This is a genomic window from Nocardia sp. CA-135398, assembly GCF_050955845.1.
Taxonomy (GTDB): domain Bacteria; phylum Actinomycetota; class Actinomycetes; order Mycobacteriales; family Mycobacteriaceae; genus Nocardia.
In genome coordinates this window covers 3397186-3412528 of the sequence record NZ_CP192084.1, presented here as the reverse complement: position 1 = coordinate 3412528, position 15343 = coordinate 3397186, and the positions used below count along the sequence as shown (strand labels likewise).

At 65.9% G+C, this 15343-nt stretch carries 11 protein-coding genes; 3 read left to right on the top strand and 8 right to left on the bottom strand.

Going from position 1 to position 15343, the window contains the following annotated elements:
* Entirely contained in the window at positions 1–849 is an 849-nt protein-coding gene (locus ACQP1T_RS15090; RefSeq protein ID WP_433760840.1) for a hypothetical protein, read from the bottom strand.
* A gap of 211 nt (positions 850–1060) precedes the next feature.
* Between ACQP1T_RS15090 and ACQP1T_RS15085 the strand changes: the two genes are divergently transcribed.
* Positions 1061–1774 (top strand): HD domain-containing protein, encoded by a 714-nt coding sequence (locus tag ACQP1T_RS15085; protein WP_433760839.1) that lies wholly within the window; start codon positions 1061–1063, stop codon positions 1772–1774.
* On the opposite strand, the gene ACQP1T_RS15080 is transcribed toward ACQP1T_RS15085, so the two are convergent.
* The gene (locus ACQP1T_RS15080) at positions 1771–2346 is read right to left on the bottom strand and encodes a TetR/AcrR family transcriptional regulator (protein ID WP_433760838.1); all 576 of its coding nucleotides are present in this window, start codon (positions 2344–2346) and stop codon (positions 1771–1773) included. The two genes, ACQP1T_RS15085 and ACQP1T_RS15080, sit on opposite strands and share 4 nt — an antisense overlap.
* 82 nt (positions 2347–2428) lie before the next feature.
* Here ACQP1T_RS15080 and ACQP1T_RS15075 point away from each other — a divergent pair, with 82 nt between their 5' ends.
* Positions 2429–3397 carry a quinone oxidoreductase family protein gene (locus ACQP1T_RS15075; protein ID WP_433760836.1) on the top strand — a complete coding sequence of 323 codons (969 nt, stop codon included), beginning with the start codon at positions 2429–2431 and terminating at the stop codon, positions 3395–3397.
* A 142-nt stretch (positions 3398–3539) separates the two neighbouring features.
* Here ACQP1T_RS15075 and ACQP1T_RS15070 read toward each other — a convergent pair whose 3' ends face one another.
* The 3 genes from ACQP1T_RS15070 to ACQP1T_RS15060 form a co-directional block, all read right to left on the bottom strand.
* Positions 3540–4769: an FAD-dependent oxidoreductase gene (locus ACQP1T_RS15070; RefSeq protein WP_433760834.1), complete on the bottom strand. Its 1230-nt coding sequence runs from the start codon at positions 4767–4769 to the stop codon at positions 3540–3542.
* A 130-nt stretch (positions 4770–4899) separates the two neighbouring features.
* Positions 4900–5445 (bottom strand): DUF4334 domain-containing protein, encoded by a 546-nt coding sequence (locus tag ACQP1T_RS15065; protein WP_433760833.1) that lies wholly within the window; start codon positions 5443–5445, stop codon positions 4900–4902.
* A 65-nt stretch (positions 5446–5510) separates the two neighbouring features.
* Positions 5511–11213, bottom strand: coding sequence for a TIR domain-containing protein (locus ACQP1T_RS15060; protein ID WP_433760831.1), 5703 nt, complete (start codon positions 11211–11213; stop codon positions 5511–5513).
* A gap of 105 nt (positions 11214–11318) precedes the next feature.
* Here ACQP1T_RS15060 and ACQP1T_RS15055 point away from each other — a divergent pair, with 105 nt between their 5' ends.
* Positions 11319–12578 carry an SLC13 family permease gene (locus tag ACQP1T_RS15055; protein WP_433760829.1) on the top strand — a complete coding sequence of 420 codons (1260 nt, stop codon included), beginning with the start codon at positions 11319–11321 and terminating at the stop codon, positions 12576–12578.
* Positions 12579–12591: 13 nt separating this feature from the next.
* On the opposite strand, the gene ACQP1T_RS15050 is transcribed toward ACQP1T_RS15055, so the two are convergent.
* From ACQP1T_RS15050 to ACQP1T_RS15040, 3 genes are read right to left on the bottom strand one after another with little or no spacing between them, the layout of a single operon-like run.
* Complete coding sequence (locus ACQP1T_RS15050) at positions 12592–13518, bottom strand: inositol monophosphatase family protein (protein ID WP_433760828.1); 927 nt, start codon at positions 13516–13518, stop codon at positions 12592–12594.
* Positions 13500–14186, bottom strand: coding sequence for a hypothetical protein (locus ACQP1T_RS15045; protein WP_433760826.1), 687 nt, complete (start codon positions 14184–14186; stop codon positions 13500–13502). The genes ACQP1T_RS15050 and ACQP1T_RS15045 overlap by 19 nt, the downstream gene beginning before the upstream one ends.
* The gene (locus ACQP1T_RS15040; protein WP_433760824.1) at positions 14187–15083 is read right to left on the bottom strand and encodes a hypothetical protein; all 897 of its coding nucleotides are present in this window, start codon (positions 15081–15083) and stop codon (positions 14187–14189) included. It abuts the gene before it with no gap.
* Positions 15084–15343: the final 260 nt, after the last annotated feature.

The following is a 15343-nucleotide window of genomic DNA, read 5'->3' as shown; positions in this document are numbered from 1 at the left end:
TCAGTTCATGGTTGTGGCGAGCCGTTCCTCGCGCGTCGGGTAGCGACGGCGGCGAACGGTCGCCCCGCGCGACCAGATGGCCCGCTGGACCTGCCCCGTCGAGGCATGTCCGTCGAACCGGACGAGCACTTCGGCACGAGCCTGACGTGCGATGTTCACCTTCCTGCGGTACTGCCGGAAGATCTGTACCTCACCGTTGCGGTCCTCGTCCAGGTACTCGTAGTCCATCCCGTAGTAGGCGTAGGTTCCGAGTGTCGCGAGCGAGGTTGCCCAGGATCGCAGCTGATCGCGAGCGCCGAAGATCGTGACCATGCCGCCGATGCGGTCGATCCGTTCCCAGCCGGTGGGCACATCGACGAAATTCCAGTCGCGCTCCCCCGGCCCCTTCGCGCGCCACTCCTGCAGCTCGGCCACCGCGGCATCCAGACCGAACGTCTGCCAGCGCACCGTGCCCTGCGACCCATCGCGGAACGGCAGTCGCCTGCGCAAAGCGACCGCGGCGGCGCGGGTGAAGACGGTCAGGTCCGCGGGCACCAGCACGATCGGATCCGACGGTGCCGCATCGAACGGGTTGGGATCCAGATGCGCCGGGTCGATCACGACAAGCGTGCCCGGCCGCCGCTGATAGGCCAGGCCCCACAGCAGCCGAGCGAGCATCCGCGCACCGCGCCAATCGGAGAGCACATGCCAGGTCTGGTGGAAATAGTTGGTGGCGAAGCGGAAATCGCTGCCGGGCCGCAGGCTCAGCACCGTATATACCCGCCCGTCGAGCACCATGGTGCGGCGATGCAGTTTCGCCATATTGTCGGTGGCCGGACCGGGGCGCGGCCGTTTGTTGTGCGCGGCCACATTCACCTCCAGTTCTGCCTCGCGTGCCTTTCAGGAGACCACGGCCGCCACTGTGCGGCAACGGATTATTTTCGCGCAGTTGAACAGTGGTCCAGAGCACAGCGGTGAGCGGCCGCCCCCGATAGATTGGCCATATGAGCAAGCGCAGCGAGCGGATCATGTGCCAGCGCGCGTTGCGCATGCCGGAGGCGAGCGCCAGCGAGGGGAAGGCATGAGCAATCCTGGGGCGGGGGTTTTGGCCGTGATGCCGCTGCATACGATCAGCGAGGTGTACGGCGAAAGCGGCCTGCGCGAACGACTGCTGCTGGAAATAGCCGAATTATCCGACACCGAACGGCTCACCGCGGCATTGGATCTGGCTACCGAATTGCACCGCGACGATCGCTACGGCCGCGAACCGTATCTGAGTCATATACTGCGCGTTGCCATTCGGATCGTCAGCCATTACGAGGTACGTGACCCGGATGTCGTCGCGGCCGGATTGCTGCACGATTCTGTCGAAGATCACCCGGTCGAACTGGCGGGCGGGCGTCCCGGTTCGCCGACCGATGCCGCCCTCGCCGAACTCTCGGCTCGGTTCGGCGCCCGGGTCGCCGAACTCGTCGCCGCCGTCACCAATCCGGAGCCGGATCCGGATAGCGATCGGCACGCGCAATACCGCGAACACGTAGCGGAAAATCTCGAGCGCGCGCCGTGGGCGCGCATCGTCAAACTGTCCGACTTCACCGATAACGGTGTCGGCATCCTCTACGCCGACGGTCCGGCGATGCGCAGACTCGCCACCAAGTACCGCCCGCTCACCGATATCTACCGCGAGCTCGTCACCCGCGCGGACACTCCGCTCGCGGAGCACGTCAAACGGCATATCCTGCACCAGCTCGACAGCGCCGACGAACGTTTCGACGCCATTCTCGCCAGGGACTAGGGCGCGCGCAGCACCGATTCGACGAGTTCACGAACCGCCGCGAGCAGCCGTTGGGTCTCCCCCGCACGCGCCAGTCGCGGCACCTGTTCGCCACCAAGTGCGCCGAGCAGCAGTCTGCCGACGACCTCGGCGTCCAGGTCGGGTCGGGCCTCCCGCAGCAGCGCGGTGATGTGGGCGTCCCAGAATTCGTGGATTTCGGCGGCGCGTGGATGCGGAGGGCCCTGCAGGTAGGCGACCGTCACCTCGATGTTGTCGGTCATCATTCGCACGAAAGCGTCGAAGAAGGCCAGCAGTCGCTCACCGGCCGGTGCTCCGGGGCCCAGCGGCGGCGGTCCGCTCCGGACGGCGTCCATCACCGCGAAGGTGCTCTCGGCGATCATCTCGTGCAGTAATCCGGCGCGATTGCCGAAGCGATGGAAGATCGTGCCCTTGCCGACCCCGGCGGCGGCCGCGACCCGGTCCATGGTGAGAGCGTCTGCGCCGTGTTCGGCGAGCAGCGCGGCGGTCGCGGACAGGATCGCCTGCCGGTTACGTGCGGCATCCGCCCTTTCCCTCGGGCGTTCGTCGGTCATTCCACCACCTTCATTGACAACTTGACCGACGGTCCATATGGTTCGAAATATCTGGACCGGCAGTCAAGTTATGGAGTTATCAATGAAGGCAATCGTAATGACGGGCGTCGGCGGACCCGAGGTCCTGGTCGCGCAGGATGTCGCCGCACCCCACCCCGGCCCCGGCGAACTGGTGATCCGCGCCGAGGCGATTCCGGTGCTGTTCCCGGAGACCAAACTGCGTTCGGGCGAGTTCCCGATGGCAGTGGAACCACCGGTGGTCTTCGGTTTTCAGGCCGTCGGGGTGGTCGTCGAGATCGGGGACGAGGTCGACGCGGAATTGCTGGGCCGCCGGGTCGCGGTGGCGACCATGGGCTTCGGCTCCTACGCCGAATTCGTCTGCGCACCAGCGGCTTCCGCGACCCCGATACCGGACGCCCTCTTGTCGGTCGACGCGGCCGCCGTCCTGATGGACGGGTCGGTGGCACTGCCGCTGCTCACGACCGCGGCACTCACCGGCACCGAAACAGTCCTGATCGAGGCCGCCGGGACAGGAGTCGGCAGCGCGCTTACCCAACTCGCCAAGGAATTCGGCGCCGCGCGCGTCATCGCGACCGCTGGTGGCCCCGAAAAGTCTGCGCGCGCACTGGCATTGGGTGCGGACGAGGTCATCGACCACAATGCGCCGGACTGGCCGACCCGGCTGCGCGAAAGCCTCGACGGCACAACGCTCGACGTAGTCTTCGATTCCATCGGCGGCACCACCGCCCGCGACCTACTGGCGGCCATGACCCCGGTACGCGGCCGAATCCTCAGCTACGGCTGGCTCTCCGGAGCCCCGGCCCAGATCTCCACCACGGATCTACTCCCGCACGGCCTCACCCTCACCGCCTGCGCCGGTCCGGCTTGGCTCGCCGAAGTATCCCGCTGCGGCACCGCCGCCCTCGACCGAGCAGCCGCCGGAACTCTCACTCCCCAAGTAGATTCCGTGCTTTCCCTCGACGAGGCGGCCAAAGCCCACCAACTCGTCGAACAGCGCTCCCCCATCGGCAAGATCGTCCTGCGCCCCTGACGCACCGCACAGCCGAACCGCCCCCCGCAGCCGTCGCCGAAATGCAGTCTCCCTCGGGATTGAAATGAACTGTGGCCGTTGGTGTTTCCCGTGGACCATTCGGTGCGTCGACTGCATCGTTGCACCGAGTGCATCCACTGGGTCAGGGGCGGCGGGCAAAACCGGGCGCGTGTTCGGGGAGTATTCCTCGGGCGATCAGGAATGGGGGGACGGTGCGGAGGACGGGGATTCGGCGCAGAATGCGTAGCGGTAGCGGAGTCGTTGCGGCGTTTGCGATATTGATTCGGCCGGACAGGGCGGGGCGGATCACGGCGACGTGGAGGATGCGTTGTAGGCCCTGGGTGACGGCGGTCGGGAGGGTACGGCGACGCTGCACCCTGGCCAGGTCGCGGATGGTCAGGTTGCCCGAAGCCAATGCTGGGGCAAGGATTCTCGCGGTGGCGACGGCGTCCTGGATCGCGAGGTTGATCCCGACGCCACCGGCAGGGGACATGGCGTGGGCGGCGTCGCCGATGCAGAGCAGCCCGTCGGTGTACCACTTGGTGAGGCGATCCAATTTCACGTTGAGCAGTTTCACCTCGTCCCAGTCCCCGAGCGCATCCTGCCGGTCACGCAGCCACGGTGCGGAATCGGCCATGCTGCCTACGATTTCGGTGACCGGACCGCGGCGGGCGGCCGCATCGCTGCCCTTGGCGATGAGGGTCGCGACCTGCCAGTAGTCGCCGCGGTCGAACATGACCGCGGCGCGATTGTCGCTGAGCAGTGCGATCAAACCGACGGGGTCGATTTCGGTGCGCGGCAGGCGGAACCACCACACATCCATCGGTGTCGGCCAACTGCGTGAGCCGAGGCCGACTTCGGTCCGCAGCACCGAATCGCGGCCATCGCAGGCAACTGTCAGGTCTGCGCGGATCTCGCCGGTTTCGCCGTCACTGGTCCGGTATACGACACTGGTGACCCGGCCGTCCTCCCGAATCACCCCTGTCGCTTCGGTATTCATGCGCAGCCGGAAGTTCGGCTCGCGATCGGCGGCCCCGGCCAAGAGGTCGAGCAGATCCCACTGCGGCACCATCGCGATGTACTTGTGCGCACCCGGCAGGTGCTCCAGGGTGAACACGGTCTGCACCGAACCGCGGATCGGCAGCTGGATCTGCCGCAGTTTGCGCGCGGGCAGTTTCGCGAATTCCTCGCCGAGACCCAATTCGTCGAGCAGGTCCAAGGTCGTGGGATGTACTGTGTCGCCACGGAAGTCGCGCAGGAAATCCTGATGTTTCTCCAGGACGGTGACATCGATGCCGGCACGGGCGAGCAGCAATCCGAGCACCATCCCAGCCGGTCCCCCACCGACCACCAGACACGTCGTATGTTCCATTGCCCCGACCTCCCTCCGTGCGCACGCGCCGGACGGACCTTCCGCGGGCGCGGATGTATCGGCCTGTCCCCGGGGCCGACTTCAGGGGTATGCCCGGAAAACGAGCCCAGAACCAAACGAGATAACCGGATCAGCGACGCAGGACGAAAAAGTACGGCTCGACCATCCCCCGCATATCCATCACCCCGAGCAGCGTATCGATATCCACCCGACGGAAGTGATCGATGATCGGCAGATGGTCGTAAACCATCGCGGCGCCGACCACACCGCGGTATTCGATATCGCGCAAACGCGCTGCCGACCTGCGAGTTCGGATCGCCGGACCGAGCACCGGCAGCAGCTTGCGCACCGTCTGCACGCCCGCGAGCGGCACCTTTCCGGCCAGACCGAGCGGCACCCGGCGTGGATCGACCGCGAAGATATTTCCCGATTCGTCGGCGAACAGCAGTGGATGCACCGACTCCGCATCATCGAACTGCTTGCCGTACCAGCCCGAGGCGACCAACACCCCGGCGAACGGATGCCCGGTATCGACTTCCTCCCCCCGCCACCGGCCGACAGTCACCTCCGCGACCCTGGCCGCGGGCAAACTATCGAACAGCTCCCACGCCTGCTCCACCGTGCACCTACCATCGAGCAAGGCTGCCAGCTCGGACTGCGCGCTCTCCTCGGCCATCACCGATCTCCTCACCAACGCTACGTTGTGAGATTAAGGCTATCAATCTCTCATTGCCGACCGACTCAGAAGGGCGCGTCGGCCGCCAACTGCCCCACTTCCGGCGAGTAGGGATCGAGCTCGCCGGATTCGAACCGCGACATGCCGATGACATGCCAGAACTGCCCGGCGATATTTCCCTCGAATTTGTATCGACCATCGGGCGCGAGCGCCGCCCATCCTTCGGACAGACCGAGCAGGATCGCACGGATCGACGGCGCATCGTCCTCCGGCCGCGACCAGAGCAGGATGTTGCCGTCATCACCGCCGCTGGCCAGCAGCTTGCCGGAGGGGTCGAAGCTCAGCGACCAGACTCGGCGCTTATGCCCTTCGAGGGTATGTAGATGACGTCCGGATGCCATGTCCCACATCCGAACAACCAAATCATCGCCGCCGGTCGCCAATGTGCCGGTGCGCCCATCGACCGCAGCGGTCCAGAGTCTGCCGGTGTGCCTGGTCAGCGTATGCAGCGCATCGCCCGATTCGATATCCCAGATGCGGGCGGTGGTATCCCAGGACACGCTGGCGAGGCGGTCCTCGTGGAAGGCGACCGCGTACACCCGGTCACGATGTCCGCGCAGTGCTCGCAGGAATCGTCCGGAGCGTACATCCCAGAGCCGAACCACGGAGTCGTCGCAGCCGGTGGCCATCAGCGCACCGTCGGCACTGAATGCGATCGAGCGCACCCGCCCCCGATGTTCGGCGCAGACGGCGTGCAATGCGCCGGTGGTGCGCATCCAGATGATCACCGTGTCGTCGTCATTGGCGGTGGCCACGTAGTCGCCGGTCGGGTCGAAGGCGGCGGCCCAGATCGGTGCGGATTCGACATTGATGTGCCGCTCGTACAGGTCGGCATCGAGGTTGAACAGGCTGAGCCGCCCGTCGTTGACGACGAGACCGAGCTGATGGCGGCCGAGTTTGCTGAATATCGCCGATTCGAAGGTGAGCAAGCGGTCTTCGCTGCCGATCAGTCGGCGAACCAACCGCCCGGTCACCGGGTCCCACAGTCGAACCACACCGTCGTTGCCCACGCCGGAGAGCAGGGTGCCGTCCGCATTGAAGCTGACCGTGCGGACCTGACGGCCGTGGCCGGTGAGCGTGTGCTTGCAGGCACCGGTTACGGGATCCCAGAGCCGGGTGGTGAATTGGTCGTCGGTAATGGCCAATTGGGAACCGTCCGGGCGAAAGGCGAAGGGCCAGATCGAGCCGGTATGCGCGGTGAGCCGGTGTCGCAGTTCCCCGGTCTCGCTATCGCGCAGACAGACCAGTCCGGCGCTGTCGCCCGAGGCGAGCAGATCACCAGCCGGATCGAAGGTGAGCCAGTAGATGGCGGCGGTGTGTTCGGTGAGCGACTGTCGTTCCGCACCGGTCTCCGCATCCCACAGACGCAAACCGCCGTCGGTATCCCCGCTTGCCACGATCGGGAGGCTGGGATGGAAGGTCACGGTATAGACCCGCCCGGTATGCCCTGATAGTTCACGAATCTTCTGGCAACTCGATGGATCCCACAGCGCCAGCGTGCCGTCGACGCCGCCGACAGCGAGCAATTCACCGGTCGGATTGAACGCCACCCGGAATACCGACCCGGATGCCCCAGTGAATTCGCCACTCTCCCTGCCACTTTCGATATCCCACAGCCGTACGGTGCCATCCCGATAGGAAGCGGCGACCAGCGGTCCGCGAATATCCAAGCTGTAGATGAGTTCCTGACCACCACCTGCCGGACGGCATTCGTGTCGCAGTTCGCCGCTCGGCAACGTCCACAGCCGCAGTACACCGTCGGCGTCTCCGGTGGCCAGCAGATCACCGGCTGGACTCAGCACCACCGGCCACGGCCAGTTCTTGTGCCCCACCAGGATTCGGCGCAGCTCACCGGTGTCGGCATCCCAGATGCCGACAGTGCCGTCGCCGGATCCGGTCACCAACACCGTATCGGTGAACGCGACCGCGAAGGTGCGGGCACGGTGGGTCTGCAAGGTGCGCAGCGGTCTGCCGGTTTCGGCATCGCAGATGAGCACACCGCCGTCATCGCTGCCGATGGCCAGCGTGCCACCGTCCGGATTGTAGGCGACCGGCTGCGGCAGTCGGCCGTGCCTGGCATGGAAGCCGTGCCGGACTCCGATTGCGGCAGGGGCGAATTCGGTCTGTGCCGCGACTCCGGGCACCCACGCCGCACCGCGCAGATCGGTGCCGGTAGGGGTGCCGGTGATCTCGATGAGTGCCGCGCGGGACCAGCGGCTGCCGCTGGCCCGCGATCCGGTCAGATCGGTGTGTACCAGGCGAGCGCGGGTGAGATCGGCCTCGCCCAGATCCGCGCCGACCAGGCTGGCCTCGTCGAGTCGGGCGCCGACCAATCGCGCACCGTGCAGTACGGCGCGGTCGAGGTTGGTGCCGACCAACCGGGCGCCGCTGAGATCCGCTCCGGTGAGATCGACATCGCGCAGATCTCGGTAGGACAGATCCTCCCCGGCCAGGCTCGCACCGCGCAGATCCGCGGTCGGTGCGGTGCGCAGCCGGGTCGCCACCCGAATCGCATTGGTGCGCGACACTTCGTCGGCCGCCTGGTCGGCGAGCACACCCTCGGCCCATATGCGCAGCGCCCGGTTATCCGCGAGGTCACAGAGGAAGTCGATCGACAATTGCGAGAGCGGAGACTGGGCCAGCTGGGCGGGCGCGAGGGTGCCGACATCGAATTGTTCGGCAATGTGGTTGGCCACCAACCATTCCATGACCGAGGAATGGATGAAGCCGAACAGGTTGTCCTCGGTACGCACCAGCAGGCTGCCGGAGCCGATGGCGTGCGCCGACTGCTGTACCGACATCCGGCTCGATCCGGTCAGCTCCGCCAAATCCGCTGCCACCTCGGTCAATTCGGACAGCCGCAGATATGGCTCACCGGTTTCCCAGACGCGCAGGGCGAATGCCGTGACACCGAGCCACAATTCGTGCAGGCGCAGCCCGGGCAGCGCACCGGCCACGCCCGCGGTCCGGTCGGCCTCGTAGGTGAGCCAGGACTCCAGGATCTCCCGGTACAACCCGGCCGGACCCACCGCCTGTTTCGCACCCGCCGCGGCCCGTAGCCGCCGCTCGTCCAGGTCGGCGATGAAGCCGAGCATCCTCGGATTCTGTGCCAGTCCGAGCAGATCCTCGATCCCGGTGATCAAGCCCATTCTGGCGTCGGCGCGGCGGATATCGCCGCCGTAACGGTTGGTCAGGAAGGCGTGAATCTGCGCCGGTGCGAAATCCTCGATGCTCACGATGCGCCGATCCTGCAGCAGACCGACGCGTTCACCGAGAGCGGTGAGCACCTGGGCGCGGGATTCGAAGTGCTGGGTGCGGCTGGCCACGATGATCTTGGCCTTGCCGACAGCGGCCTGCAGCAGGGTTTCGAGGTGGTCGGCGGCGAAGTCGTAGCTGATCCGAGTGACGAGTTCGTCGAAGCCGTCGAACAGCAACACCACCCGACCCTCGCGCAGCATGTAGTGCAGCGCCTTCAGATCTATCCGGTCCTCGCCGTGATTGGCCAGATGTGCGGCGACCAGACCGTCCACCGAATGGGTTTTGTCCAAGGCCCGCAGGTCGATCAGGATCGGAATCAGCGCGGGCATGGTTTCGGTGATGCGACGGGCCAACTCGCGCAGCGCGAAGGTTTTCCCGCGCCCGAAATCACCTAGTATGAGGATGAATCGGCCGTGGTCGGCCGCGATCACCTTCATCAGTTCGCCGACCAGATCATCACGGATCTGCTGGTCGCCGTGTTCGAGGATCCGAAAGCGCTGCGGCACATACAGATCCGGCGGATACGTGCGATCCGCGCGCAACCGCGCCGCCTGGTGCGTGAGGTAGTCGTCCAGATCGAGCAGGCCCTGGAATTCGGTGAAGCTGCGCACCCGCAGACCGTGGCTGGCCGCCTCCTCGCGCAGCGAACGCGGCGGCGCCGCACCGCGATACACGAGTTCGGAACCATATTCCGGATCGTGGCCGAGGAAATCCTCCACCACCTGCCTGGTCATATCGCCGACGTGCACACCGACGCGCCATTGGGCGATGACCTCGTCGTCCTCCCTGGTGATCAGCAGATGCGGCGGCTCCACCTCGACCCGCCGGACTTTCGCACCGGGATACCGGGTCTCGCACACCTCGGCGACGCGCTCGAGCAGACGCCCGTGCGGATCGACCGCCGGTGATTCGGCGGGCGGTTCCGGAAGTTCGGGCTCGTCCGGTCCGAGGAGCTCCGGCTGTTTGGCCGTCGGCAGCGCCGCGGTCACCTTCAGCCAATCGAATTCGAGTTGCGCGGTGGACTCACCGCGCCCGGAGAAACGCGCCAGGCCGGCGGCGGTGAGCTGGATGATCTCGTCGCGCCCCGGCGCGGCAGCGGGCAGCACGGGCAGTGCGTTGTCGAGCCGATCCAGATGCGGCCCACCGGGTCCCGGACCGTGCAGCAGCAGATTCAACCGGCCGCCGAGCAGCCGGGACAGCGTATCCGCGTCGCGAAGCAGATCCGGATCATGGGCGGGCGTGCCCGCGCCGGGCAGCGGATCGTGCCGGACGACGCCCAGGCGCAACCACCCGTTCTCCTCGAACGGGCGCAGCCGCTCGGCGAACCAGGACGCTTGCGGTTCGCCGATTCGACCGTAATCGTCCTCGGGCAGATGGGTCGCGGCCATGGTCGAATTCAGTCCGGCGACCACCACCCGCAATTCGGGAATCGGGAACAGCGTCCACGGCTGACCGACATCGAAGACCAGATGATCCAGGCCCTGGTACAGCGCGCCGAACATCCGTGCGTACTGCTCGAGCTTGGGGAAGTACGGCGGCTGTGGTTTGCGATCGCGGGCCTCACAGCTCAGGAAGTACGCGTGACAGGCCGGTTTGGAGACGTCGTGATTGCCGGGCACCACGATCAGCCGCTCCGGACCGAGGCCGAGCAGCGTGCGCAGTCCGCTCAGAAAGGTCAGCGCCTCCTCGACCTCGCGCGGACGGCCGGATTCGGTCATATCCCCGGACACCACGATCAAATCCGGTTTGGCCACCCCCTGATTCACCAGGTGGGTGACATCGGCGTGGATGCGCGCCTGTAGTTCGGCGGCGGTGCTCGGCTCGTCCGGCGCGAGCAGCCCGCGACCGAAGCGCGGACCCGCTACATGCAGCACCGAGACACTGGTACGCGGCTCGTCATGAGCAGTGGCACCCGGAAATGCGGGGGCCGCAACCGGTGTGCGCCGCGGCAGTGCGGATTCGGGTATGTCCGTGATGGTTTCGACGGCGAAACGGTCCGGCCCATCATGCGGGAACCCCGGCTCCGAAGGTGGCTTCGCTCGCCCCGCCAGCAGATGTCCGACCCGCTCCAGAAGAATTCGCCGCGCCTCCTCGGCGGTGGACACCCGCACCAGGTCGAGATAGGTAATGGTGGCGAGCAGACCCTCGAGCGTGCATTCGGCGATGCGCACCGGCATGAGCTTGCCGGGATCGGTGCGGTAGGCCGCCTGCCATTCCATGGTTCCGTAGTAGGAACCGAGATAGTTCTCCGACAACACCACCAGCACCACTGCCGAATCGCGCACGCCGCGATCCATGAAATCGATGAAGTTGGTGCCGGGTACGAAATCCCAGGCCTGGATGAGGGTGCTGTAGCCCGCCGTCTCCAACTGCCAGGCCAACCATGTGGCCCATCGCTCGTCGGCCGGTGAATAGCTGATGAAGAAGTCCCGCCGCCCGCCCGAAGTCACAGCATCAGTATGCCCCGATGGGTGGCCACGCCAAACGGCAGAAGATCATTACGACGCGGACCGAATACGGAAGTGCCCCAGCCGATATGCTGCATGATGGGGCATGTGTCCGAACAACAGGTCGATTCCACCGCGGAGAACCCGCCGTCGAGTGCCCTGGTGTCCGCACCGCCGAGACGGGCGCTGAGCACGCTGGATTGGGTCCGGCTCGGGCTGTTGGCGGCCGGACTGCTGTGCGTGGCGACCGGATTGCTGCCGCGCGCCGAGGCAGTCGACAATATGCGCCGGATCGGTCCGCTGCTGCTGTTCCTGTGCAGTGTGATCATTCTCGCGGAGCTGACGCGGCAGGCCAAGGTGTTCGATGTGATCGCACACCGGCTGGCCATCCTCGGGCGCGGCTACTATCCGGCGTTGTTCCTGCTCTGTGTGCTTTTCGCGTCGGCGACAACGATTCTGCTCAATCTCGACACCACCGCCGTATTGCTGACCCCGGTCATGCTCGCGCTGGCGGTACCGGCCCGCATTCCACCGCTGCCGTTGGCGATGACCACGCTCTGGCTGGCCAATACGGCGAGTCTGCTGCTGCCGGTCTCGAATCTCACCAATCTGCTCGCCGCCGACCGGGTTGCGTTGCGCGCCACGGATTTCGCGGCGCGGATGTGGGCGCCGCAGCTGGTATCGATCACGGCGACCATGGTGTGCCTATGGGTCTGGTATTGGCGGCGCGGTCGACGTGAAACCGACCGATATGTACCGCCGGAACCGATTCGTCCGGCCGATGCCAGGGAACGCACACTGCTCTATACGACGGCAGGCGCGTGTCTGCTGTTCATTCTGGCGATCCCGTTCGTCGGTGACCGGATCGGTATCGCCGCCACCATCGCCGCCACCATCGCGGTGGTCGCCTTCGCGATCTTCGACCGATCCTCGCTGCGACTATCGCTGATCCCGTGGCAGTTGCTCGTTTTCGTGATCGGGTTGTTCCTAGTGGTGCCGACGCTCAGCAGGTTCGGACTCGCCGATGTCATGCAAGCGCTGATCGGGCACGACTCCGGAGTGGTCGGGGCATACCGCGCGGCGGGCGCTGGCGCGGGACTGTCCAATGTGGCCAATAATCTTCCGGCTTACACCGCAGGTGAGGCGGTGGTGTCCGAGGAGAATCGAAATCAGTTGCTGGCCTTGCTCATCGGCACCAACGTCGGACCGATCGTGACGCCATGGGCCTCGCTGGCGACGTTGCTGTGTCTGGAGTTCTGTCGCACCCATGGGGTGCGGGTGCCGATGCCGCGGTTCGTGCTCACCGGACTCGGGCTCGCCATCGTCGCAACGACCGGTGCCGTGGCCGCGCTACTGGCGACGGGCTAGCTGGGATCGCCCTTCAGCCCGGCAGCCCCGTCACACTCACCTCGGCTGCGGCCTTCACCAGCAACGCCAGCTCGGGCAGCATCTCGGCACTGGCGGCAATGAAGTTCACTTCCCCGCCCGGGAGGTCGAGGTGGTCGTTGAGCGGTGCGCCGTCGAAATCGGTGATGTGGATACCGGATTCGCGGGCCAGCAGGGTGCCCGCGGGCAAGTCGACCAAACCCGCTCGGTAACCGACGAATCCGTCGATATCGCCGCGGCTCAACATGACCCAGCACAGCAGCGGAGACCACAGTTGGATCAGGCGGCGGGAGCCGGATTCCAGGGCAAGGCGCAGGGCGCGTGCCGTGGTGTCGGTGCGGGTCACCGGATAGCCCTGCAGCCAGGCCAGGGTCGGGGCGGATTCGCCGGGACGGTACGGCGGTCGCCAGAGCGGGCCGTCCGGACCTGTCGCGCCGGAACCGCGCACGGCGGACCAGGTGCGGTCGGCCAAAGGTTCGTGGACCAGGCCGAGGACCGGAACTCCGTTGTGGCACAGCGCGATACCGATGGTGCAGACCGGCAGGCCGATCGCGATGTTATTCGTGCCGTCCAGCGGATCGACGACCCAGCACCAAGAATCGTCGACTCCCTGCAGCCCGGATTCCTCGGCGAGAATGCGATGGTGCGGGAAGACCCGGCGGATATGGCCGACGATGATATGTTCGGCACGCAAGTCCAGATCGGTGACCAGATCGCCGCTGGCATCCTTCGTGCGGACCATGAGCGATCCGGCCAGTCCCTCCCGAATCGCCCGCCCGGCCTCGATCGCCGCCGCCATGGCAATCTCGGCAGCAGTCACCAGAACGGTTTCCACCCGGTCGAAGGGGCTGATCGGATCCGGATCGGCCAGCGCCGGACCATCCAGTGACAGCACCAGGTTCGCTATGTCGCCTGCTCGCATCGGTCCTCCAGTTGTTCCGGCAGGGTGGGCGCCTGCAGGTGGTCCAGCACCGTTTGCGCGGCGCGCCGGGTTTCGGTGCGGGTGCAACTGGTTCGGTGCACCCAGTGGTCTGCGGTGGCGAGAGCACCGAGCGATCGGTCCGGTCGGCCGCGGCGAACCTCGCCGAGCACCACGGTGGCCGCCTCACCCCGCACATCGGAGAGGTGAAATACCCCGTGTGGCAGGGTGTATACCTCGCCCGCACGGAAATGTTCACTGGATCGGGTGCGGTAGCGGACCAGACGCTCGCTCGCCCGCACCACGTCACCGTCGGCGCCACTGTGGATTTCGAAGATGCGATGGGTCGCTCGGTCCGCGGAGCTCTCCACTTCGAGTATCTCGTTGCCGACCTCGCCGTACAAGACGACGCTGAGCAGATCCCAGCTGTGCGCGTGCATCGCCGAGGTCGTCGGATGTGAGCGCAGCCCATCGGTCCAGACGTGCACGCAGACGCCGAGTCCGCCTTCGCGCCACGCGGGGAAACACAAGAACCCCAACGGATGTCGGATCGCGCCGACCTCGACGCTACCGTCGAGCACCGCGGTCATGAAATCACGCGCCCAGCCGCGCACCGCGGGACCCGCCGCATCGGAGCCGATCAGCTTTCGTAGTCGCGCGTAGTCGTTCATTCAGTACGGATTCCTCGGCTGCAGTGCGCGTCGTACGATATCGGCGACATCGCGATCGGAATAGGAAGCCGGTAGCGCGAGACCGAGCAGATCGAATAGCGCACGAGTCTGATCGACCGACGGCTCATCGGCGAGCGCGAGTTCCTCGCTCCGGCTCAGCGGGACCTGTCTGGCCTGCTTGAAACTGGCGACGAGCTCGCGGTTGAAGTCCCGATAGTAGGGCTTGTCCCGCTCGAACATCAGGGCCGGAGTATTCGGATTGTCCTGCGTGACAATGACGCAACTCGACGAGAGGTCCCAACGGAAGGTCGTCATCACCGTCGACAGCCCGACATCGATGGTCAGGAAGGTGAACCGCTGCCGGTACCAGCAGGCCGCCAGCACCGTCGCGAAGGACTCCTTGCGGGTGCGTTCAGTGGTCCACAGTTCGCCGGTGCGGTCGGCCTCGGGCACCAGCGAGGAGCGGAACTGCGCGTAGGTCTTGCACAGCTGTTCATTGGTCGGATCCAGCACCTCCACCTGGATCCGCAGCGGGCGCTGTTCGCGGCGCGCGTTCTCCACGCACTCCCGCAGCGTCACCGCGCGCAGGTAGGTTCCGGTGCCGCCCTTGAAAAGCCACTGTTCGGTACCCCGTCGGGCCAGGGTATGCGCATGCCCGATCTCGGGACCGTAGAGCAACTGCACCGAGGTCGTATCGCGAATTGCCTTGGCCGACAAGTGCCGATCGCGCAGCAGCGTGGTGGCCAGCAGGGCGAGCACAAGCAGAATGACCGCGTTGATCAGATCCGAATCGAACAGGCCGATATCGATCAGCGATATCACGCCGAAAATCACCGCGAGCACCAACGCGACGAGACCGTCGATATTGTTGCGCAGCCAGATCAGAACCCGTCCCATATGTTTTCGGCCTCCCCAAGGGTTTCTCCCCAGGATAGGTGCACCCGGCTACGACAGCGTATCGATTGGCGAGTCCATCGCAACCCGCGACCAGCGACGTGGTGCGAGTCACATCGACTTGACCTCGAGTGCGGTTGAGGAACCAGTATCGGGGACGTGTCACGGTTCGGGATGCGGTATCTCGCTGCGGATCCGGCACATCCGAGGCCGCGAGACCATCGCAATGGTCGGCTCGCGGTACGCTCCCGCTGGGCCCGTAC

Coding starts and splice junctions, on each gene's coding strand:
- ACQP1T_RS15085 (WP_433760839.1), top strand. CDS start 1,061: ATGAGCAATCCTGGGGCGGGGGTTTTGGCCGTGATGCCGCTGCATACG.
- ACQP1T_RS15080 (WP_433760838.1), bottom strand. CDS start 2,346: ATGACCGACGAACGCCCGAGGGAAAGGGCGGATGCCGCACGTAACCGG.
- ACQP1T_RS15075 (WP_433760836.1), top strand. CDS start 2,429: ATGAAGGCAATCGTAATGACGGGCGTCGGCGGACCCGAGGTCCTGGTC.
- ACQP1T_RS15070 (WP_433760834.1), bottom strand. CDS start 4,769: ATGGAACATACGACGTGTCTGGTGGTCGGTGGGGGACCGGCTGGGATG.
- ACQP1T_RS15065 (WP_433760833.1), bottom strand. CDS start 5,445: ATGGCCGAGGAGAGCGCGCAGTCCGAGCTGGCAGCCTTGCTCGATGGT.
- ACQP1T_RS15050 (WP_433760828.1), bottom strand. CDS start 13,518: ATGCGAGCAGGCGACATAGCGAACCTGGTGCTGTCACTGGATGGTCCG.
- ACQP1T_RS15045 (WP_433760826.1), bottom strand. CDS start 14,186: ATGAACGACTACGCGCGACTACGAAAGCTGATCGGCTCCGATGCGGCG.
- ACQP1T_RS15040 (WP_433760824.1), bottom strand. CDS start 15,083: ATGGGACGGGTTCTGATCTGGCTGCGCAACAATATCGACGGTCTCGTC.